Genomic DNA, 19,432 nt, shown 5'->3' with positions numbered 1-19,432 from the left:
GTGGGCGACCTCATCACGATCGACGACCCCGACGACCCGCGCCTGCACGACTACACCGGCCTGACCGACGTCGAGCTGCGCCGTCGGCGCGAACCCGCGGAGGGCCTGTTCATCGCCGAGGGCGAGAAGGTCATCCGGCGGGCCGGCGAGGCGGGCTACGCGATGCGCTCGATGCTGCTGTCCGCCAAGTGGGTCGACACCATGCGCGACATCATCGACGAGGCGCCCGCCCCGGTGTACGTCGTCGACCCGGCGCTCGCCGAACGGGTCACCGGCTACCACGTGCACCGCGGCGCGCTGGCCTCGATGCAGCGCAAGCCGCTGGACACGGCCGCCGGTCTCCTGACGACCGCCCGCCGTGTCGTCGTCATGGAGTCCGTCAACGACCACACCAACATCGGGGCGATCTTCCGCTCCGCCGCCGCGCTCGGCATGGACGCGGTCCTGCTCTCCCCGGACTGCGCGGACCCCCTGTACCGGCGCAGCGTCAAGGTCTCGATGGGCGCCGTCTTCTCCGTGCCGTACGCCCGCCTCGACACCTGGCCGGCCGGTCTGGCGACGGTCGGTGAGGCGGGCTTCACGCTCCTCGCCCTCACCCCCGACGAGCGGGCCGAGCCCCTCGACGCGGTCGCCCCGCACCGCATGGACCGGGTGGCCCTCATGCTGGGCGCCGAAGGCAGCGGCCTGACCCGGCGGGCCCTGGCGGCGTCCGACACGTGGGTGCGCATCCCGATGTCCCACGGCGTCGACTCCCTCAACGTGGGCGCGGCGGCCGCGGTCGCCTTCTACGCGGTGACGGCGGGACGCCCCTCGGCCTAGGGCCTACCCAACCCCGGCACTCAGCGCCCGGGGGTCCGCGACTCCGGGAGGCCGCCCGGTGGGTCCACCCGTTCCTGCTGCGTCGCCCGCACGCCGCCGCCCCGTTCGTCGCCGAGCCCGCGCGCGGGCCCCTGGCAGCCCTGTGCGGCGGCGATACCCAGCGCGACCAGCAGCGTCACGACCACGAACACGAACAGACGCTGCCGCAGCAGCCGCGGATTGGCGGGCCGCCGCCAGCCGGTCCCCGTCGTCCTGGGCGCCGTACGGCCGGATCCGCTGCGTGGTGCGGGGCGGCCGCCGTCGTTGCGGGAGGAGTTCCGGCCGGTCGTGTCGCGGGAGGACGGCGTGGGCCGGGACCCGGACCGCGCCCCCGCACCACCACCGCGCGACGGCGTGCCACCGCGGGACGGAGTACCACCGCGCGAGGGCGTCCCGCCGCGCGAGGGCGCGCCGCCCCGGGACGGGACGGAACCCCGGGGCGCGGGCCCCCGCGACCCCGACGTGCCGCGCGGCGCGGGAGTGCCCTGCGGGCCCGGCCGGCCCTGCGGGCGCCGCTGGACACGCTCCGGGTAGGTGTCGGCGAGCCGCCCCGTGGGCACGTCCGCCTCACCACTGCGCGGCGCGGGCGGCCGGACGTCCGCCATGCCCTGGGCCTCACGGGCGGCGATCTCCTTGAGCCGCAGCGACAGTTGCAGGGTGCTGGGGCGCTCCTCGGGGTCCTTGGCCAGGCACGCCCGCACCAGCGGGGCGAGCGCGTCCGGGACCCCGTGCAGCTGGGCCTCCTCGTGCACCACGCGGTACAGCATTACCTCGGAACTGCCGTGCCCGAAGGGCGAGTCGCCCATCGACGCGTACGCCAGCGTGGCACCGAGCGAGAACACGTCCGTGGCCGGGGTGACCGCGGCCCCGCGCACCTGCTCCGGCGCGAGGAAGCCGGGGGAGCCGACCGCCGTACCGACGTGCGTGAGCGTGGAGGCACCGGTGGCCCAGGCGATGCCGAAGTCGATGATCCGCGGCCCCTTCGGGGACAGCAGGATGTTGGACGGCTTCAGGTCCCGGTGCACCACCCCGGCCTCGTGCACGGCGACCAGCCCCTCGGAGAGCGCGGCGCCCACGGCCGCGACGTCGGCCGCGACGAGCGGACCCCCGTCGACGACCTTGTCGTGCAGGGAGGGGCCGGGCACGTACTGGGTGGCGAACCAGGGGCGGTCCGCCTCCAGGTCCGCGGCTACCAGCCGGGCGGTGCAGCCGCCCCGGATGCGCCGGGCCGCCGAGACCTCACGGGCGAACCGCGACCGGAACTCCTGGTCCTCGGCCAGGTCCGGCCGGATGACCTTCAGCGCGACCCGCTGCCCCTTCTTGTCGGAGCCCAGGTAGACCACGCCCATTCCACCCGCGCCGAGCCGCCTGTGAAGCCTGAACGAGCCGACGACGCGCGGGTCCTCGCGCCTCAGGCGCATCATCGCCATGTTCATCCCCGCTGCCCGGTCCCTGTGACGTGCCACAGCTTACGTTTCCACGGCCGCCCGCGCGCAGAGGCCGCGCCCTCTCGCGACAACGGATTGTCAGTGCCCGGCGCGAGAGTTGAGCGGCGGTCAGCACCTGCGCGGACCGGCGGGCCCCGCTTTGCCCGTGATCCCAACCGGCCGCAGGAGCCGGGGGATTGGAATGGGCGAGGGGGGCCGGCCGGGGACGGGCGGAGGCAGTGGAGAGCGGCCGCGCACCTGCGGCGTGACGGCGGGCGGGGTGCGACCCGGGGCGGGGGCGGAGGTGCGCGGGGAGGCGGCCGGAGTGAGGGAAGTCACCGGACAGCCCGGAGATACCGGGACACGGTGGGCACCCCGTCCGGGAAGACCCCGAGACCGGGGATGCGGTCTCCACCCAGGGGAGTAGTCGGCCGGTCACGGCTCATCCTCCGGGAGGCCCGGCAATCGGTACGAGGGCATGACGTCCGGCGATCGCCCGACGCATAGATTTGAGGTCAAGCGGCGGGTGCAGCACTCGTCCCCCGAGGTCAGACACCCGCCGCTGCAACGAGACAACGCGAACGACTCAACGAACGGTCAGGAGAGGGACCATGGCCCAGACGGTTCCGCGGACACTGGTCCGCACACGGGAAAACCGCCGTCAGGGCCGTCGCCACCCCGCGGTGGCGACGCTCATGGCCCTGCCCCTGGCGGTCCTGCTCCTCCTCGTCTTCGACGGGTGGGAGACAGTGGCCACACAGGCGTCGTCCGTGGGTGTGGTGCTGGGGCGCTGAGCGGCGACCCCAGGCCCGGAAGAGCGGTCCGGGCGGGGACATCCATCCATGAAACCCCGTGGGGACGGGGGTGCGGCGGACGGCAAAATGCCGGCGCAGCTGGGGAGCTGCGCCGGCATTGCTTTTCCCTCCCCGGGCAGCGCCGGGAGGGGGAGCGCGGCGGCACACCCCGCCTGCGTACCCTCACCCTCGTGACCACGGACGCCCACGCCCTCCTCCCCGCCCTCGAGGCCCGCGTCAGGGAAACGGCCCACGCCCGCACCCCGGCCTGCCCCTGCGGCGCGGCCACACTCGCCGACCGCCCCGACGCCACCGTCGTCCGGCACGCGGGCACCGTCGCCAAGGCCCACGCCGCGGACGCCGACCCCGCCGCGCTGTCCCTCCGTGTCACCGCGGCCGCCCGGCTCCCCGGCATCCTCCTGCCCCCGCTCGCCCCGGACCCCGTCGACCTGCACGGCCGGCTCGTCACCTACTGGCCCTACGGCACGCCCGTGGACCCGGAGGATCCGGACGCCGCCCCGTGGGAAGCCGCGGCGACCCTCCTCGCCCGCCTCCACCGCACACCCGCCCCTGCCGCCCTGCCTCCCATGCGCGGCCCCGCGAAGGCGGCCCTGGCCGCGGCACGCCTGCGCGACACCGCCCCCGACCACCCCGCCACCGCGCCCGTGCTGGCCGCCTGGGCCGCACTCCCCGCCTGGGCGCGCGGCAAGGCCGCCATGCCGGGACCGGCCGCCCTGTGCCACGGCGACCTCCACCTCGGCCAGCTCATACGCCACCCCGCCCCCGACGGACCCTGGCTGCTGATCGACGTCGACGACCTCGGCACCGGCGTCCCGGCCTGGGACCTGGCCCGCCCCGCGGCCTGGTACGCCTGCGGGCTGCTCCCGCCCGAGGAGTGGCACCGCTTCCTGACCGCCTACCGCGCGGCCGGCGGCCCGGCCGTCCCCGCCGAGGGCGACCCGTGGCCCGCCCTGGACGTCCCGGCCCGCGCCCTCACCGCGCAGACCGCCGCCCGGGCCGTCTCCAAGGCGGTCCTCGAGGGCCGGGCGCTGGACGAGGTGGAGCGTTCCCTCGTCGACGCGTGCGCGCGCATGGCGTCCGTCCGGCCCGCCGACCCGCGGGGTTGAGCCGAAGTTCCGCGAAGTAGGGTGCAACCGACCCGGGGCGGGACGGAGTCTGTCCTGGCGATACGCGAAGCAGGACCGACCGGCGAGGAGTTGAGCCGAGCATGCAGTGCCCCAAGTGCCACGCACCGATGCACACCTACAACCGCAACGGCGTTCAGATCGAGCAGTGCAGCGGCTGCCGAGGCATCTTCCTCGACTACGGCGAGCTGGAGTCGCTGACCCGCCTGGAGGCCCAGTGGTCCCAGCCCGCTCCGCCGCCCCCGCCCGCTGCGCCGCAGGCGTACCCGGCGGCCCAGGCGCCGGCCTGGGGTGCGCCGCACGGCGGCGGTCACGGCCACTACGGCCACCACCGTCAGAAGAGCTTCGGCCGGATGCTCTTCTCGAGCTGACCCGCCCACGACGAAGCCCCCGGCCGCTCTGGGCGGCCGGGGGCTTCGTTCGGTGTGGACGATACTGGGATTGAACCAGTGACCTCTTCCGTGTCAGGGAAGCGCTCTCCCGCTGAGCTAATCGTCCTGGAAGCACCAGGTGCGGTACTGCGTGCGCGATACTGGGATTGAACCAGTGACCTCTTCCGTGTCAGGGAAGCGCTCTCCCGCTGAGCTAATCGCGCGGGGATCCGTACGGATCGGTGATCCTTGCGGATCAGTGGACGATACTGGGATTGAACCAGTGACCTCTTCCGTGTCAGGGAAGCGCTCTCCCGCTGAGCTAATCGTCCTTGGAGGTGGAGACGGGATTTGAACCCGTGTAGACGGCTTTGCAGGCCGTTGCCTCGCCTCTCGGCCACTCCACCAGGAGTGCAGGAGACCCGGGAGGCCTCCTCTTCCTGCGAGCGGACGACGAGGCTCGAACTCGCGACCTCAACCTTGGCAAGGTTGCGCTCTACCAACTGAGCTACGTCCGCCTGTCGGTTCGGTCCGCTTGCGCGGCCCGGCGACGTGATGAACTCTAGCGGATTCCGGAGCCAGCACAAAAACGCGTTTGTGCAGCGTGCTGCGGTGCGTCCGGTCGCCGACCTGGTCAGGGCACCCGGAAGGACACGTTCGGGTCATCCGGGAGCCACCCGCCTAGACTCGTCAGTGTGCTCGACCTCCCTCCGCTCGCCCGCTTCGGCGACCGTCTCGCCACCGGTCTCCTCGACGTCACGAGTGATCCCGCCGCCCTCGAATCCGAGGGGTTCTGGGCCGTCTGCGCGGACTTCGAAGGCCGCCTGACCTGCGCACGCTTCGCGGAGGTACGGACCGAGCCGGTGCCCGCCCCCACACCGGGCAAGTGGCGGGGCCCCGCCGTCGGCGACTGGACGTCGTCGCTCGACCGCGCCGCGTACACGACGGGCGTACGGCGCATCCGCGCCCGCATAGCCGCGGGCGAGGTCTACCAGGCCAACCTCTGCCGGGTGCTCTCGGCGCCCGTCGGCCCCGGTGCCGACGTGGACGCCCTCACCGCCCTGCTGGCCCGCGGCAACCCGGCACCGTACGCCGGGACGATCCGGCTGCCGGAGCACGGCGTCGAGATCGCCACCGCCTCGCCCGAGCTGTTCCTGCGCCGGGACGGCCGGACGGTCGAGTCCGGGCCGATCAAGGGGACCGGGCGGACCGAGGCCGACCTGCTGGAGAAGGACTACGCCGAGAACGTCATGATCGTGGACCTGGTCCGCAACGACCTGGGGCGCGTCTGCGCCACCGGCACGGTCACGGTGCCCGACCTGTGCGCCGTCGAGAAGCACCCGGGCCTCGTCCACCTGGTCTCCTCGGTGCGCGGCGAGCTGACCGCGGACGCCGGCTGGCCGGAACTGCTCGGCGCCGCGTTCCCGCCCGGGTCCGTCACCGGCGCGCCCAAGTCCAGCGCCCTGCGGATCATCGACGCGCTGGAGACCGCGCCCCGGGGTCCGTACTGCGGGGGCGTCGGCTGGGTCGACGCCGGCCGGGGCACGGGCGAGCTGGCCGTCGGCATCCGCACCTTCTGGATCGACCGGGCCGCCGACGGCGACGCGCGGCTGCGCTTCGGCACCGGCGCCGGCATCACCTGGGGCTCCGACCCGGAGGGCGAGTGGCGGGAGACCGAACTGAAGGCCTCCCGGCTGCTCGCGGTAGCGTCGGGGGCGTACGAGGTGAACGCGACGGGAGAGGCGCTGGCGACGTGAAGATCTGGCTCGACGGCGGGTTGCAGGACATCGGTTCCGCCCGCGTCTCCGTCCTCGACCACGGGCTGACCGTGGGCGACGGCATCTTCGAGACCGTGAAGGCGGTAAACGGCAGGCCGTTCGCGCTGACCCGGCACCTGGACCGGCTGACCCGCTCGGCCCGCGGCCTCGGCCTGCCCGCCCCCGACCACGACGAGGTCCGCCGCGCCTGCGCCGCCGTGCTGGAGGCCAACCCGATGCCGCTGGGCCGGCTGCGCATCACCTACACCGGCGGCCACGGCCCGCTCGGCTCCGACCGAGGCGAGCACGGCCCGACCCTCGTCGTCGCCCTCGGGGAGACCGGCCGCCGCCCCGACTCCACCGCCGTGATCACGGTGCCGTGGACCCGCAACGAACGCGGCGCGCTCACCGGCCTGAAGACCACCTCCTACGCCGAGAACGTCGTCGCCCTGGCCCGCGCACGGGAACGGGGCGCCTCCGAGGCGCTGTTCGGCAACACAGTGGGCCGGCTGTGCGAAGGCACCGGGTCGAACGTCTTCGTCGTCCTCGACGGCGAGATCCACACCCCACCGGTCGCCTCCGGCTGCCTCGCCGGGATCACCCGCGCCCTGGCCGTCGAGTGGACCGGCGCCCGCGAGACCGACCTCCCGCTGGACGCCTTGGAGCGCGCCGACGAGGTCTTCCTGACCTCGACGCTGCGGGACGTACAGGCCGTACACCGGATCGACGACCGCGAACTGCCGGGCGCCCCGGGACCGGTGACGGCCAAGGCCATGCGCGTCTTCGAGGAGCGGTCCGGGGACGACCTGGATCCGTGACCCGGATCGGCGACCCGGATCGGCGACCCGCATCCGCGACCCGCCTCCTCGAAGCCGCCGATATTCGGCTGCCGTTCTCGTCCACGGTGGGTAGAACTGCCGTGATGACCACGACCCTGCGGCCGACCGAGCCGCTCCAGCGCGCAGCCGACGGGACCCGTTCGCGCCACTACCAGGTGTGTGTGAACAGCCGGCCCGTCGGTGTGCTGCACCTCGGCACCTCGCCCTCCCTCGGCGACTCGGTGGCCGTGATCCACCAGCTGCGCGTCGACGAACCGGACCGCCGGCGCGGCCGGGGCACGGTGGCCGCGCTCGCCGCGGAGGAGGTGGCGCGCGCCTGGGGCTGCCGTCAGATCGAGGCGGGCGTCGCCGGTGACGCCGAGGCGGGCACGCGGCTCGCGCAGGCGCTCGGCTACGCCGTGCGCAACCGCGCCATGGCCAAGCCGCTCGGCGACACCCCGCCCGCCCTGCCCGCGGGCAGCCGGGCGCGGCCCATGACACCGGAGGACTTCGCCGCCTGGCACGCGTACGAGTCGGAGCGCTACGCCCGGACCTGGATGGAGCGGGGCGTGCCCGAGGCCGACGCGCACGCGAAGGCCCGCCGCGATCACGAAGTGCTGCTGCCCCAGGGGGCGGCCACCGAGAACATGCTGTTCAGCGTGTTGGAGCACGAGGGCGAGCGGGTCGGGACCCTGTGGCTGGCACTGCGCGAGGACCGGGCCTTCGTCTTCGACGTCGAGGCTGACGCCCCGCACCGGGGCCGGGGACACGGCCGCGCCCTGATGCTGCTGGCCGAGGCCCAGGCGGTCACCGCCGGCCGCCCCCTGATCGGCCTCAACGTCTTCGCCGGGAACACCGCCGCCGAGCGGCTGTACGAGTCGCTCGGCTACGAGACCACGCGGTACAGCTACTGCAAGCCGCTGCTGTGACGGCGGGCGGCGATCCGGCGCCCGGCCGGCCCCCGGCCGCCCCCGCCACGGTCGCCGTCGCTCAGTCCCGCTGCTCGGCGAGCAGCCGGTCGGCGATCTCCTCGATGCGCTCGCGCAGCCCTTCCTGGCTCTTGCCGCCGTCGAGGCGCTCGCCGCCGATCAGGTAGGTGGGGGTGCCGGTCACGCCGATCGCCTTGCCCTCGGCCTGGTCGGCGTCGACGATCAGGATGTGCCGGCCGTCGATGAGGGCCGTGTCGAACTCCTCCGCGTCCAGTCCCAGTTCCCGGGCGACCTCGACCAGGAAGGGTTCTCCCCTACGGTCCAGCTCCGCGACCCGGCCCAGGACCGCTTCGGCGTACGGCCAGCCCCGGCCCTGGGCGACGGCCTCCTCGGCGGCCTGCGCGGCGGCGAAGGCGTACGTGTGCTTCTCCAGCGGGAAGTGCCGCAGCCGCACCTCCAGGCGGTCGCCGTAGCGGGCCCGCAGGGCACGGACGTCGTCCAGGGCGGTGTGGCAGTCCGGGCACTGGAGCTCGCACCAGACGTCGAGGACGGGCGCGGCGGGACGGACGGGGGAGGAGTCGCTCATGCCCCCATCCTCCCAGCCCGCGGCACGCCGCCCCAACCGGCGTCGTACCACGCCCACCAGCACCTGCGGAGGAGCCGACCCCGAGATCTCCCTGATCTCGGTCCCCCGGCATGGCCTCGCGGCGGGCGGACGGTGCAGGATGGAAGGGACGAAGTACTCATGCCCGACCGAGCCCAGCCCTGGAGGACCGGATGATTGCCGAGACCGTCTGCTCCGCGGTGTCCGCGGCAGGCCTGGGCATCGCGGCGGTCACCGCGTACCGCAGGCGATTCCTCACCGCTGCCCGTATCGCCGCCTACTCACTGGTCCCGATCGGCCTGGTGATGACCGGGGTCGTCGAGTGGCTGGCCGACACGGCCTTCAGCCCGGTGGCCTGGGCCGGCTTCGGAGTGCTGGGCGTGGCCTGGGTGCTCTTCATGACCACACGTGCGGTGGAGCGCCGTCGCGGCGGCACCCGCAAGGAGCGCAAGGAGGCCCGGGCCGCGGCACAGCGCGACGCGGTGGCTCCGGGAGCCTCCGCCCCCTCCCTCGGATCGGGCTCCCCCCGGCCGGCCGCCCAGCCCGCGTCCCGCCCGGCGAAGGCGTCCCGGGGCGGTGACGACGACTTCAGCGACATCGAGGCCATCCTCAAGAAGCACGGGATATGAGGGAAGCAGGGATATGAGGCACGGGACATGAGGCACGGGACGTGACGGCCGACCTCCGGGGCTGAAACGACACAGCGGTCCGAGCCCGACAGCCCCTGCTCCGGAATGATCACGATCCGACCGGACATTGCGACATTCAACCAACACCCGGTCATAGCGGGCGTGTTGATCGCGTGGACCCCGCCACCTGCGTCATCATCGCGGCGAGATGCCGGACACCACTCAGCTGGATTCCCAGCTGGACACGAGACAGAGCGAAACCGCGCGGGTGCAGGACGAACCACGCGGCTGCCTCTTCGCCCTTTCCCAGCCACCGCTCATGATCTTCCTAGCGGTGATCGGGTGTCTGCTGCTCATGGCTTCGTTGCACGATCTGCTGTTGCTGTGAGCCGTACCCGCGCTCCCCGGCGCCACCCGCCGGGGGCCGCGTCGCCGTCCCCGAGTCCGCGGCCGCACCGGCCCCGCGGGGCGGCGTCAGCCCGCCGCCTCCTTGCGCCGGGCCCGGTAGGCGGCCACGTGCAAGCGGTTTCCGCAGGTGCGGCTGTCGCAGTACCGCCGTGAGCGGTTCCGGGACAGGTCGACGAAGGCGCGCCGGCAGTCGGGGGCCTCGCACCGCCGCAGCCGCTCCTGCTCCCCGGCCACCACGAAGAACGCCAGGGCCATCCCGCAGTCCGCGGTCAGGTGGTCCGCGACGGAGGCGCCGGGCGCGAAATAGTGGATGTGCCAGTCGTAGCCGTCGTGGTCGGTCAGCCGGGGCGTGGTGCCCGCGGCCGCGACGAGGTCGTTGATCAGTCCCGCGGCGGTCCGGGCGTCCGGAGCGGCGAAGACCGCCGCGAACCGCGCGCGGATCCGCCGCACCGCCGAGAGATCGAGTTCCGTGAGCACACCGACGTCGCTGATTTCGTGCGTTCCCACGAATTCCCGGAGGGTCGCGACGTCCGGCAGCCCGTCCGGAGCCGATTCGTCCTCCGGCACGGTGTTCACCAGATCCACCACGGTGTCGAGCGCGCACCGGGTGTCGTGGGTGATCAGCACGTTTCGCTCCCTGGCCTGGGGGGTCGGGCGGGCGCCCGCCGATGCTGGCCGATGGTAGTGGCTCGCGCGGCGGGCGAACCGGCCGCGAGCCGGTCCCGGTCGTCGGTTGCCCCTACAACGGCGGCCGGCCCGCCGTCGTTCCCCGGGGCCGCGCACGCAGCGGCGCCGCCCCCGCGGGAGATCCGCGGCGACGACGCCGGTGTGTGCCGTATGCGGTTGTCCGGGCCCGTGCCGTCACCCCGAGTCGACGGCGACGGGCGGCTTCACGCGGGGCCCCGCCCTAGCTTTCCGCCAGGATGTGCGAGAGCTCCTGATCGAGATCGAAGTGCCGGTGCTCCGTGCCGGGAGGCACGGCGGCGTCTGTGCGCTTCAGGAAGGACTCCAGGGCCCGCGCCGGGGCCTCGAGCAGTGCCTCGCCCTCCGGGGAGCTGAGAGCGATGCACACGACGCCCTGGCCGTGACTGCGGGACGGCCAGACACGGACGTCGCCGGTGCCGGTGGGACGGTGGAGACCTTCGGCGAGGAGGTCGCGGGCGAACACCCACTCGACGGTCTCCTCGGCTCCGGTGTGGAAGGTGGCGTGCACGGCGTAGGGGTCGGCCGTGTCGTACCGCAGGCCTGCGGGGACAGGCAGGGAGGACTCGCTCGACACAACGAGGCGCAGGTGCAGCTCGCAGCTGACCGTGGTGTTCATAAGCGCCAGGGCCTTTCGCTCAGTGTGCGCTCGGGGATTCGCACGTCGGCGAAATCGACATGCCACCTACGGTGCCGTTGTAAACCCCTCTGAGTGTTTTGCGTGTGTTTACGTAACTCTTCCGGCCGACGGATCGTTCGGGTCCTGCGCCCATTCCGGTGACAGGTTTCGCTCCGGTAGTGTTTGGCCGTATGAACACGGGGAGTAACAAGCCCGGCGAGGCAGCCGTGGCGGCAGACCGTACGGGGACGGACGAGGCCACGGCCGAGCGGGCGCTCGGTTCGCGGGCACCGGAATTCGTCAAGGCGCGCCGTGCGCTGCATCTGAGCTGGCAGGTCGGCGTCTTCGTCGTCGGTCTCGCGGTCGTGGTGGCCGGCGTCGCCATGCTGGTGCTGCCCGGACCGGGCTGGGTCGTGATCTTCGGCGGCATGGCGATCTGGGCGACCGAGTTCGTCTGGGCCCAGCTGGTGCTGCGCTGGACCAAGCGCAAGGTCACCGAGGCGGCGCAGCGTGCCCTCGATCCGAAGGTACGGCGCCGGAACATCATCCTGACCTCGATCGGCGTGGTGATCATCGCCGTGCTGGCCGGGATCTACCTGTGGAAGTTCGGCCTCGAGCTGCCGTGGAAGATCAAGGACCAGTGATCGCCCGCGGGGGTGCGCCCGACGGCCCGCACGGCTGTGTCGGCGTGGCCTCCGCTGGTCACCGGTGTCTCTGACATGGGGTAATGTTCTTCCTGCGTCCGGGCGATTAGCTCAGTGGGAGAGCGCTTCGTTCACACCGAAGAGGTCACTGGTTCGAACCCAGTATCGCCCACCGGATCATCAGGCGGCCCGGCTCACGATCGTGAGCCGGGCCGCCTTCGTGTGCGCCGCGTCCAGGTGTCCCGGCATTCCGCTTCCGCCCGCCTTCACTCAACCGTGACCTTCGGCGTCGCGGCCCTCCGTGGCCCCGCGGCTGTTCGGCCGGTCGGTCGCGCCGCGCCGACCTGTGGGTTCTCCGAGGGGTCGGACGCTGTTTCCGGAAAGGTGCGCCGGGCCGGTCGTGACCCCCGCCCATCAATTCCTGTCCGAATCATTGACGCACCCCTGGGCCCTCCGTACCTTGTGCCAGCAAGCGCTTACTTGAAACGATTCATGAGGCGGAAGCGACGTCGCGGGGAGGCTCGTATGCAGCAGGGCGGGAATGCGGAGCGGCAGGCCGGAAGGCGCACGATCCTCAAGGCGGCGGGGGCCTCGCTGGCCGTCGCCGGACTCGGGGCCACGGCCACCGCGTGCGGCGGCGGCAGCGGCTCCGGAGACGGAACGGTGACGATCCGTTACTCCTGGTGGGGTGCCGAGGACCGGGCCGAGCGCATCAACAAGACCATCGCGCTCTTCGAGAAGAAGTATCCGAAGATCAAGGTCAAGACCGACTTCCAGCCGTACACCGACTTCTGGAAGAAGTTCAACACCCAGGCCTCCGGGGGGAATCCACCGGACGTCTTCCAGAATGCCATCGGATTTCTCCGCAAATACGATGCCAAGAATGTCCTGCTCGATCTGAGCGGACAGGTCGACGCGGGAAACCTCTCCATGGACGGATTCCGCGCGGGGCTGGAGAAGTTCGGCGAGATCGACGGCAAACTCCTCGGCGTGCCCGTCGGTTCCAACTCGATGGCCCTGGTCATCGACAAGCCCGTCTACACCCGGGCCGGCGTCAAGCCCGAACAGGGCTGGACGTGGGACGACTTCGACGAGGCGATGACCAAGGTCCGCGACAGGACCGGCCGCGCCGGGGACAGCGGCATGTACGGCGTCATGTACCTCTACGACCTGTACCTGCGCCAGAACGGCAAGGCCTTTTTCACCGAGGACGGACTCGGCTTCACCGAGGCCGATCTGACCACCTGGTGGACCAAGGCGGAGAAGGGCGTGCAGTCCGGCCTGTTCGCCGACGCCAAGAAGGTCGCCCAGATCAAGCCCAAGTCGGCCCTGTCCGCGGAACTCGCCGGCAGTGAGTTCACCTGGGACAACTTCACCGTCCGCTACACCTCCGAGGGCAAGAGCGAGTACGGACTCGCGCCGATCCCGACCACGGACGGCAAGCGGACCGGCCAGTACCTCGGCTCGCTGATGCTCAGCGGCTACAAGCGCACCGAGCACCCCAGGGAAGTCGCCCAGTTCATCGACTTCATGGTCCACGACCCCGAGGTCGCCAAGATCATGGGCTACGACCGCGGCGTCCCCACCACACAGGCCCAGTACGACGCCTACCAGCCGACCGACCCGGTCAACAAGGCCATCGCCGCCTACGAGGAGTCGCTCGTCGAGGCCGGTGTCCTGGAGCAGATCACCCCGCACCCGAACGGGGCCGACATCTGCGAGGCCGCGTTCCTGCGCATCGCCGAGGAGATGGCACTCGGCTCGCGGTCCGTCGAAGAGGCCGTCGAGCAGTTCTTCACCGAGTCGAAGACGGCTCTCGCCGGCTGATGGGAAGCGCCGTGACACACGCCCCCGCGCTGGAGGGCCGGGCGGAACCCGAACCGCGGCACGGCCCGGTGAAGTCGCCGCGCCCCGCCGAGCTGAAGCGGCGGGGCCGCCGGGAGAACCTGGCCGGATACCTTTTCATGTCCCCCTGGATCGCCGGGTTCCTGCTGCTGACGGCCGGCCCGATGGTCGCCTCGCTCTACTTCGCGTTCACCGACTACAACCTGTTCGACGCCCCCAGGTGGATCGGCCTGGACAACTTCTCCGAGATGTTCGGCGACCCGCGCTGGCGCCACTCGGTCAGGATCACGCTCTGGTACGTCGTCGTCGGCACGCCGATCAAGCTGATCGCGGCGCTCGGTGTCGCGCTGCTGCTGGCCCAGAAGCGACGCGGCCAGGCCTTCTACCGGGCCGCCTTCTACGCCCCGTCACTGATCGGTGCGAGCGTGTCGGTCGCCATCGTGTGGAAGGCGATCTTCTCGGACGACGCGGTCGTCGACCGTACCCAGCAGCTCTTCGGCATCGACGCCGGCGGCTGGACCGGTGACCCGGAACTGATCATCTACAGCCTCGTGGCACTCACCGTCTGGCAGTTCGGCGCCCCGATGGTCATCTTCCTGGCCGGTCTGAAACAGGTCCCGCGCGAGCTGTACGAGGCGGCCGACGTGGACGGCGCGGGGAAGCTGCGGCAGTTCTGGAACATCACCCTGCCGATGATCTCCCCGGTCCTCTTCTTCAACGTCCTGCTGGAGACCATCCACTCCTTCCAGATCTTCAGCTCGGCCTACATCGTCGGCGGCGGCGCCGGAGGCAACGCCTGCGGTCCCGCGGACGGCACGATGGTCTACACCTGCTACCTGTACGTCCAGGGCTTCGAGAACAGCCGCATGGGCCTGGCCTCCGCCATGGCGTGGATGCTGCTGGTCGCGGTCGCCCTGGTCACCGCGGTGCTGTTCTGGTCCCAGAAGCGCTGGGTGCACTACGAGGAGGGCGGCCGATGAGCGCGCAGGCCACCGATGTCACTCCGGCCACCGAAACCCCACCGCCCCCGTCCACCAGGGGCGCCGCGCTCCGGCGCCGGCTGCCCGGGTCGCTCGCCTGGCACCTCGGGTCACTGGCGATCCTCGCCGTGATCCTCTACCCGGTGCTCTGGGTGATCGGCGGCTCCTTCAAGGAGAGCGGCGACATCGTCGGCAGCCTGGACCTCTTCCCGGGCGACCCGATCACGGACAACTACACGAGCCTCGCCGACGGCATCGCGGACATCTCGATCTCCACGTTCTTCGTCAACTCGCTCTTCCTCGCCGTCGGCTCGGTGATCGGGATCGTGGTGTCCTGCTCGCTGACGGCCTACGCCTTCGCGAAGATCAGGTTCGCCGGCCGCAACCTGCTGTTCACGCTGATGATCGGCACCCTGCTGCTGCCGTACCACGTGCTGCTGATCCCGCAGTACGTGCTCTTCCGCAACCTGGACATGATCAACACGTACACCCCCCTCCTGCTGGGGAAGTACCTGGCCACCGAGGCGTTCTTCGTCTTCCTGATGGTGCAGTTCATGCGCAACCTGCCCAGGGAACTGGACGAGGCCGCCCGCCTCGACGGCTGCGGGCACTTCCGGATCTACTGGTCGATCGTGCTTCCGCTGTGCCGGCCGGCGCTGATCACCAGCGCGATCTTCACCTTCATCAACTCCTGGAACGACTTCATGGGCCCGCTGATCTACCTCAACGAGCCCGGCAAGTACACGATCTCCCTCGGCCTGAAGATGTTCGTGGACCAGGAGGGCCTGGCGAACTACGGCGGCATGATCGCCATGTCGCTCGTCGCGCTGCTGCCGGTCCTCGCGTTCTTCCTGGCCTTCCAGCGCTATCTGATCGACGGCATGGCGACGTCCGGCCTGAAGGGCTGAGGTGGGATTCCGATGACCGAAGCGCGTGCCAAGGCCCGTCCGGAGCCCGGGGAGTCCCGGTTCGCCCAGGGCTTCGCCCTGTTCGCCGAGTGCCTGCTCACCGGCGTGTGGATCGCGGTGGCCGCGCTGGGTCTGGTCACCTACCCCGCCGCCTTCGCGGCCGGCGCCCGGCACCTCGGGCGCCGGATGGCCCACGAGCGCGGCGGCTGGCGGGAGTTCGTCGCCGACTTCCGGGCGGCGGTACGCCGCGGGTGGCTCGTCGGGGTCGCCGGCTGGGCAGCCCTCGCGGTGGTGTGGATCGACGTCCGGGCCGTACGGGACGGTCTGCCCGGCGGCCCGCTGGTCGGCGCCGTCGGCGTCCTCGCCCTGATCGGCGCGGCCGTCGCGGGGCTGCGCGCGGCGGCGGACTGGCGGCCCGGCGCCTCCTGGCGGTCCCTGCTCGCCCGGGCGGGCCGGTGCACCGTGCTCGACCCCGCCGGTTCCTTCCTCCTCGTCGGCGGGCTGGCCGTCGTGGTCTGCTCCGGCTGGTTCAGCGCACCGCTGGCCGTCGCCGTCCTGGGCGCCGTCGCCGCGGCGGCCGTGGCGGTGGAGGAGCGCTACCGGCGCCGTTGACCCGGCGCCTTCGCCCCGGGGTGGCCCCGTGCCGCGGTGGCCACCCCTCCGTACCGAGGTCGGTGTCTCCGAGCCGCACCTCCATCTGTCATGCCCTTGACACCCCTGCACACCCGCACGGAAAGGAAAGGCCATGTCCCCCATTCCCCGCAGGTCCCTCCTCAAGGCGGCCGCCGTCGCCGGTGCCGCCGCCCAGTTCAGCTGGGCACTGGGCACGAAGAACGCACAGGCCGCGCCCGCCACCGCCCCGGTCGCCGACGACAGCCCCGTCACCCTGACCTGGCTGGAGGACGGCGGCCTCGGCGCCGCCCCCGGCTCCACCGTCGGCGTCCCCTGGCCCAGGGGCACCTTCCGGGAGGACCAGTCGTTCGCCGTCACGGACGCCGACGGCAAGGCCGTACCCGTACAGTCCTGGCCGCTCGCCCACTGGCCCGACGGCTCCCTCAAGTGGACCGCCCACGCCGTCGGTTCGGGCAACGGCAAGCTCACCCTCGCCGCCGGAACCCCGGCCGCCCCCGCCGAGAAGGTCACCGTCACGCGGCACGGCGGCACCATCGACATATCGACCGGTGTCATCACCGCGAGAATCGGCACGACCGGATCGGCACTGATCAAGTCGGTCACCCGGGGCTCCACCGAGATCGCGAAGAACGGCCGCCTCGTCCTGCTGCGCCAGCCCGAGATCGAGGACGGCGACCAGGGCACCGTGAAGTACGAGCGCTTCGACGGCGCGATCGACGAGGTGAAGGTCGAACAGGACGGCCCGGTCCGCGCCGTCGTCCGCATCGACGGCAAGCACCGCAAGGGACACCGCGGCTGGCTCCCCTTCTCCATCCGCCTCTACTTCTACGCGGGCGCCGACTCCTTCCGCATGGTGCACACCATCACGTTCGACGGGAAGCAGGAGCCCGGCAGGGCGAGCGGCGACTTCATCCGGGGCCTCGGCGTCCGCTTCACCGTCCCGATGCGCGACGAGGCCTACGACCGCCACATCCGCATCGGCGGCGAGGACACCGGACTGCTCCGCGAGGCCGTCAAGGGCATCACCGGCCTGCGCCGCGACCCGGGGGCCGCCGTCCAGGCGGCGCAGTTCGCCGGGGAGAAGCTGCCCGACCCCGCCACCTGGGACCAGCGGGTCACCACCCGCCTGAAGTACATCCCCGAGTGGGGCGACTACACCCTCTCCCAGCTGTCCGCCGACGGCTTCACCCTGCGCAAGCGCACCAGGAAGGGCCACGGCTGGATCGGCGCGGGCGGCGGCCGGCGCGCCTCCGGCCTCGGCTACGTCGGCGGCGCGAGCGGCGGCCTCTCCTTCGGCCTGCGCGACTTCTGGGAGAAGCACCCCGCCCAGCTCGACATCCGCGACGCCCAGACCGACGAGGCCGAGGTCACCCTCTGGCTCTGGTCACCCGAGGCCCAGCCCATGGACCTGCGGTTCTACCACGACGGCATGGGCCAGGACACGTTCCCCGAGCAGCTCGAAGGCCTCAACATCACCTACGAGGACTACGAACCGGAGTTCGGCACCCCCTACGGCATCGCCCGCACCTCGGAACTCCTCTTCTGGGCCAACGACGCCACCCCGAGCGCCGAACGGCTCGCCGAACAGGTCGAGGCGGTGCGCGTCCTCCCGCAACTGGCCGCCCCGCCCAAGCAGCTCATCAAGGCCGGGGTCTTCGGCCCGGGCCTCTACTCCGAGCCCGACCGCTCCACCCCCGCCAAGGCGAAGATCGAGGACCACCTCGACTTCCTCTTCACCTACTACAAGGACCAGGTGGAGCAACGCCGCTGGTACGGCTTCTGGGACTACGGCGACATCATGCACACCTACGACGCCGCCCGGCACACCTGGCGGTACGACATCGGCGGCTACGCCTGGGACAACTCCGAACTCTCCCCGGACCTCTGGCTCTGGTACGCCTATCTGCGCTCCGGCCGCGCCGACATCTTCCGCTTCGCCGAGGCCATGACCCGGCACACCGGCGAGGTGGACGTCTACCACCTGGGCGAATGGGCCGGCCTCGGCACCCGGCACGGCGTCCAGCACTATGCCGACAGCGCCAAGCAGCAGCGCATCGCCAACACCACCTACCGGCGCTTCTACTACTTCCTCACCGCCGACGAACGCGTCGGCGACCTCATGCACGCCAACGTCGACTCCGACGAGACCTTCCTCGCCCTCGACCCGCTCCGCAAGATCCGCACCGAGCCCTACACCCCCGACCGCAACGCCCTGTCGGTCGGCTTCGGCACCGACTGGAGCGGCCTGGTCTCGGCCTGGCTCACCGAGTGGGAACGCAAGGGCCCCAAGTGGGAGAAGGCCAGGGACCGCGTCCTGTCCACCATGGAGACCATCGCCGCCCAGCCCAACGGCTTCGTCCAGGGCAGCGGCCTGTACGACCTGGACACCGGGAAGTTCGCCGTCGCCGACGCCCCGAAGGTCGAGGTCTCCCACCTGTCCGCCGTCTTCGGCCTGGGCGAGCTGTGCGCCGAACTCATCGACCTCGTCGACATGCCGAAGTTCGAGGAGGCGTACTACGACTACTGCCGCTACTTCAACGCGAGCAAGACCGAACAGGCCGAGCGCTACGGATCCAACTTCGGCAGCCTCATCCTCTTCCAGGGCCACTCCCGCCTCGACGCGTACGCGGCCGTACGCACCGGCGACGACAAGCTCGCCACGCGCGCGTGGCAGAAGTTCTACGACTCCGACGGCTACAAGGAGTCGGCACCCTGGACGACGGAGAAGCTGAGCGGCCCCGTCGCCCTGGTCCCGGGCAGCGAGGCGAGCTGGGTGTCCACCAACGACACCGCGCTCTACGGCCTGGCCGCCATCGAGAACCTCGCACTCCTGGGGGACAGGATGCCGTAGCGGGCCCGTACGGGGCGCGGGCGCGGGCACACTGCACGGGTGGACTGGAACCATTACCGCTTCCGCAGCCTGTGGCCGCTGCCCGCGCCCGCCCCGGACGTCTACCGGGCCCTGGAACGCATCGAGGACTACCCCCGCTGGTGGCCGCAGGTCCGCGAGGTCACCCGGCTCGACGACACCAGCGGCGTCCTCCGGTTCCGCTCCCTGCTTCCGTACGACCTCACCGCGACCGTGCGGGAGGGGCGCCGGGACCCGGCCGAAGGGGTGCTGGAGGTCGCGATGAGTGGCGACATGGAGGGCTGGGCACGCTGGACGGTCGCCCCGCGCGGCTCCGCCACCCTCGTCCGCTACGACCAGGAGGTCGTCGTCCGCAAGCCGCTGCTGCGCCGCCTCGCCGTGCCCGGGAGACCCCTGTTCCGGGCCAACCACCGCCTCATGATGCGGGCCGGGCGGCAGGGCCTCGCCGGGCACCTGGCGGACGGCCGGCAAGCGGTTTGATGGAAACGCGGG

Annotated in this window: 20 protein-coding genes and 6 tRNA genes; 17 read left to right on the top strand and 9 right to left on the bottom strand. The window is 71.8% G+C overall.

Annotated features, from left to right (window positions below; translation table 11 throughout):
* The gene (locus tag ACZ7MF_RS36565) at positions 1-819 is read left to right on the top strand and encodes a TrmH family RNA methyltransferase (protein WP_356866142.1); all 819 of its coding nucleotides are present in this window, start codon (positions 1-3) and stop codon (positions 817-819) included.
* 20 nt (positions 820-839) lie between these two features.
* Here the strand turns inward: ACZ7MF_RS36565 and ACZ7MF_RS36560 are convergent, their stop codons facing one another.
* Positions 840-2,294 carry a serine/threonine-protein kinase gene (locus ACZ7MF_RS36560; RefSeq protein ID WP_471482641.1) on the bottom strand — a complete coding sequence of 485 codons (1,455 nt, stop codon included), beginning with the start codon at positions 2,292-2,294 and terminating at the stop codon, positions 840-842.
* A 602-nt stretch (positions 2,295-2,896) separates the two neighbouring features.
* Here ACZ7MF_RS36560 and ACZ7MF_RS36555 point away from each other — a divergent pair.
* From ACZ7MF_RS36555 to ACZ7MF_RS36545, 3 genes are all read left to right on the top strand, one after another.
* Positions 2,897-3,079 carry a membrane protein gene (locus ACZ7MF_RS36555; protein ID WP_003977275.1) on the top strand — a complete coding sequence of 61 codons (183 nt, stop codon included), beginning with the start codon at positions 2,897-2,899 and terminating at the stop codon, positions 3,077-3,079.
* 191 nt (positions 3,080-3,270) lie between these two features.
* On the top strand, positions 3,271-4,206 hold the full coding sequence (locus ACZ7MF_RS36550) for a phosphotransferase (RefSeq protein WP_471482473.1): 936 nt from the start codon (positions 3,271-3,273) through the stop codon (positions 4,204-4,206).
* A gap of 101 nt (positions 4,207-4,307) precedes the next feature.
* On the top strand, positions 4,308-4,595 hold the full coding sequence (locus tag ACZ7MF_RS36545) for a TFIIB-type zinc ribbon-containing protein (protein ID WP_007447626.1): 288 nt from the start codon (positions 4,308-4,310) through the stop codon (positions 4,593-4,595).
* A 55-nt stretch (positions 4,596-4,650) separates the two neighbouring features.
* Here ACZ7MF_RS36545 and ACZ7MF_RS36540 read toward each other — a convergent pair.
* The 5 genes from ACZ7MF_RS36540 to ACZ7MF_RS36520 form a co-directional block, all read right to left on the bottom strand.
* Positions 4,651-4,722, bottom strand: a tRNA-Val gene (locus ACZ7MF_RS36540).
* Positions 4,723-4,747: 25 nt separating this feature from the next.
* Positions 4,748-4,819: transfer RNA gene (locus ACZ7MF_RS36535), tRNA-Val, on the bottom strand.
* Positions 4,820-4,855: 36 nt separating this feature from the next.
* A tRNA-Val gene (locus tag ACZ7MF_RS36530) sits at positions 4,856-4,927 on the bottom strand.
* Between the two features lies 1 nt (position 4,928).
* Positions 4,929-5,002 (bottom strand) — tRNA-Cys (locus ACZ7MF_RS36525).
* 38 nt (positions 5,003-5,040) lie between these two features.
* Positions 5,041-5,113, bottom strand: a tRNA-Gly gene (locus tag ACZ7MF_RS36520).
* Between the two features lie 177 nt (positions 5,114-5,290).
* On the opposite strand from ACZ7MF_RS36520, the gene ACZ7MF_RS36515 reads away from it, so the two are divergent.
* From ACZ7MF_RS36515 to ACZ7MF_RS36505, 3 genes are all read left to right on the top strand, one after another.
* On the top strand, positions 5,291-6,352 hold the full coding sequence (locus tag ACZ7MF_RS36515; protein WP_471482472.1) for a chorismate-binding protein: 1,062 nt from the start codon (positions 5,291-5,293) through the stop codon (positions 6,350-6,352).
* Positions 6,349-7,170, top strand: a complete 822-nt coding sequence (locus ACZ7MF_RS36510; protein ID WP_471482471.1) for an aminotransferase class IV — start codon at positions 6,349-6,351, stop codon at positions 7,168-7,170. Before ACZ7MF_RS36515 ends, ACZ7MF_RS36510 begins: the two co-directional genes overlap by 4 nt.
* A 104-nt stretch (positions 7,171-7,274) precedes the next feature.
* Positions 7,275-8,099, top strand: coding sequence for a GNAT family N-acetyltransferase (locus ACZ7MF_RS36505; protein WP_471482470.1), 825 nt, complete (start codon positions 7,275-7,277; stop codon positions 8,097-8,099).
* A gap of 61 nt (positions 8,100-8,160) precedes the next feature.
* Here ACZ7MF_RS36505 and ACZ7MF_RS36500 read toward each other — a convergent pair whose 3' ends face one another.
* A complete protein-coding gene (locus ACZ7MF_RS36500) occupies positions 8,161-8,685 on the bottom strand; it encodes a DsbA family protein (RefSeq protein ID WP_471482469.1) in 525 nt (174 codons plus the stop codon).
* Between the two features lie 191 nt (positions 8,686-8,876).
* On the opposite strand from ACZ7MF_RS36500, the gene ACZ7MF_RS36495 reads away from it, so the two are divergent.
* Positions 8,877-9,332, top strand: coding sequence for a hypothetical protein (locus ACZ7MF_RS36495; protein WP_356866155.1), 456 nt, complete (start codon positions 8,877-8,879; stop codon positions 9,330-9,332).
* A 208-nt stretch (positions 9,333-9,540) separates the two neighbouring features.
* Positions 9,541-9,720 carry a hypothetical protein gene (locus ACZ7MF_RS36490; RefSeq protein ID WP_003977283.1) on the top strand — a complete coding sequence of 60 codons (180 nt, stop codon included), beginning with the start codon at positions 9,541-9,543 and terminating at the stop codon, positions 9,718-9,720.
* A gap of 86 nt (positions 9,721-9,806) precedes the next feature.
* On the opposite strand, the gene ACZ7MF_RS36485 is transcribed toward ACZ7MF_RS36490, so the two are convergent.
* Positions 9,807-10,367 carry a CGNR zinc finger domain-containing protein gene (locus tag ACZ7MF_RS36485; RefSeq protein WP_471482468.1) on the bottom strand — a complete coding sequence of 187 codons (561 nt, stop codon included), beginning with the start codon at positions 10,365-10,367 and terminating at the stop codon, positions 9,807-9,809.
* A 280-nt stretch (positions 10,368-10,647) separates the two neighbouring features.
* Entirely contained in the window at positions 10,648-11,061 is a 414-nt protein-coding gene (locus tag ACZ7MF_RS36480) for an SsgA family sporulation/cell division regulator (protein WP_004002642.1), read from the bottom strand.
* 191 nt (positions 11,062-11,252) lie between these two features.
* Here ACZ7MF_RS36480 and ACZ7MF_RS36475 point away from each other — a divergent pair, with 191 nt between their 5' ends.
* The 8 genes from ACZ7MF_RS36475 (at position 11,253) to ACZ7MF_RS36440 (ending at position 19,420) form a co-directional block, all read left to right on the top strand.
* Complete coding sequence (locus ACZ7MF_RS36475) at positions 11,253-11,705, top strand: TIGR02611 family protein (protein ID WP_271414943.1); 453 nt, start codon at positions 11,253-11,255, stop codon at positions 11,703-11,705.
* A gap of 100 nt (positions 11,706-11,805) precedes the next feature.
* Positions 11,806-11,877: transfer RNA gene (locus ACZ7MF_RS36470), tRNA-Val, on the top strand.
* 353 nt (positions 11,878-12,230) lie between these two features.
* Positions 12,231-13,532, top strand: a complete 1,302-nt coding sequence (locus tag ACZ7MF_RS36465; protein WP_471482467.1) for an ABC transporter substrate-binding protein — start codon at positions 12,231-12,233, stop codon at positions 13,530-13,532.
* Positions 13,532-14,530, top strand: coding sequence for a carbohydrate ABC transporter permease (locus tag ACZ7MF_RS36460; RefSeq protein ID WP_471482466.1), 999 nt, complete (start codon positions 13,532-13,534; stop codon positions 14,528-14,530). The genes ACZ7MF_RS36465 and ACZ7MF_RS36460 overlap by 1 nt, the downstream gene beginning before the upstream one ends.
* On the top strand, positions 14,527-15,438 hold the full coding sequence (locus ACZ7MF_RS36455; protein WP_471482465.1) for a carbohydrate ABC transporter permease: 912 nt from the start codon (positions 14,527-14,529) through the stop codon (positions 15,436-15,438). The genes ACZ7MF_RS36460 and ACZ7MF_RS36455 overlap by 4 nt, the downstream gene beginning before the upstream one ends.
* 12 nt (positions 15,439-15,450) lie before the next feature.
* Entirely contained in the window at positions 15,451-16,050 is a 600-nt protein-coding gene (locus ACZ7MF_RS36450; protein WP_471482464.1) for a hypothetical protein, read from the top strand.
* A gap of 133 nt (positions 16,051-16,183) precedes the next feature.
* A complete protein-coding gene (locus tag ACZ7MF_RS36445) occupies positions 16,184-18,922 on the top strand; it encodes an exo-rhamnogalacturonan lyase family protein (protein WP_471482463.1) in 2,739 nt (912 codons plus the stop codon).
* A 39-nt stretch (positions 18,923-18,961) separates the two neighbouring features.
* Positions 18,962-19,420, top strand: coding sequence for an SRPBCC family protein (locus tag ACZ7MF_RS36440; protein WP_471482462.1), 459 nt, complete (start codon positions 18,962-18,964; stop codon positions 19,418-19,420).
* Positions 19,421-19,432: the final 12 nt, after the last annotated feature.

The organism is Streptomyces sp. NPDC111628, assembly GCF_055635195.1.
Note: the sequence above shows the minus strand (reverse complement) of the source record. Positions and strands in the feature narration are given on the sequence as shown.

Coding starts and splice junctions, on each gene's coding strand:
- ACZ7MF_RS36560 (WP_471482641.1), bottom strand. CDS start 2,294: ATGAACATGGCGATGATGCGCCTGAGGCGCGAGGACCCGCGCGTCGTC.
- ACZ7MF_RS36555 (WP_003977275.1), top strand. CDS start 2,897: ATGGCCCAGACGGTTCCGCGGACACTGGTCCGCACACGGGAAAACCGC.
- ACZ7MF_RS36545 (WP_007447626.1), top strand. CDS start 4,308: ATGCAGTGCCCCAAGTGCCACGCACCGATGCACACCTACAACCGCAAC.
- ACZ7MF_RS36505 (WP_471482470.1), top strand. CDS start 7,275: ATGACCACGACCCTGCGGCCGACCGAGCCGCTCCAGCGCGCAGCCGAC.
- ACZ7MF_RS36500 (WP_471482469.1), bottom strand. CDS start 8,685: ATGAGCGACTCCTCCCCCGTCCGTCCCGCCGCGCCCGTCCTCGACGTC.
- ACZ7MF_RS36495 (WP_356866155.1), top strand. CDS start 8,877: ATGATTGCCGAGACCGTCTGCTCCGCGGTGTCCGCGGCAGGCCTGGGC.
- ACZ7MF_RS36490 (WP_003977283.1), top strand. CDS start 9,541: ATGCCGGACACCACTCAGCTGGATTCCCAGCTGGACACGAGACAGAGC.
- ACZ7MF_RS36480 (WP_004002642.1), bottom strand. CDS start 11,061: ATGAACACCACGGTCAGCTGCGAGCTGCACCTGCGCCTCGTTGTGTCG.
- ACZ7MF_RS36475 (WP_271414943.1), top strand. CDS start 11,253: ATGAACACGGGGAGTAACAAGCCCGGCGAGGCAGCCGTGGCGGCAGAC.
- ACZ7MF_RS36465 (WP_471482467.1), top strand. CDS start 12,231: ATGCAGCAGGGCGGGAATGCGGAGCGGCAGGCCGGAAGGCGCACGATC.
- ACZ7MF_RS36460 (WP_471482466.1), top strand. CDS start 13,532: ATGGGAAGCGCCGTGACACACGCCCCCGCGCTGGAGGGCCGGGCGGAA.
- ACZ7MF_RS36455 (WP_471482465.1), top strand. CDS start 14,527: ATGAGCGCGCAGGCCACCGATGTCACTCCGGCCACCGAAACCCCACCG.
- ACZ7MF_RS36450 (WP_471482464.1), top strand. CDS start 15,451: ATGACCGAAGCGCGTGCCAAGGCCCGTCCGGAGCCCGGGGAGTCCCGG.
- ACZ7MF_RS36445 (WP_471482463.1), top strand. CDS start 16,184: ATGTCCCCCATTCCCCGCAGGTCCCTCCTCAAGGCGGCCGCCGTCGCC.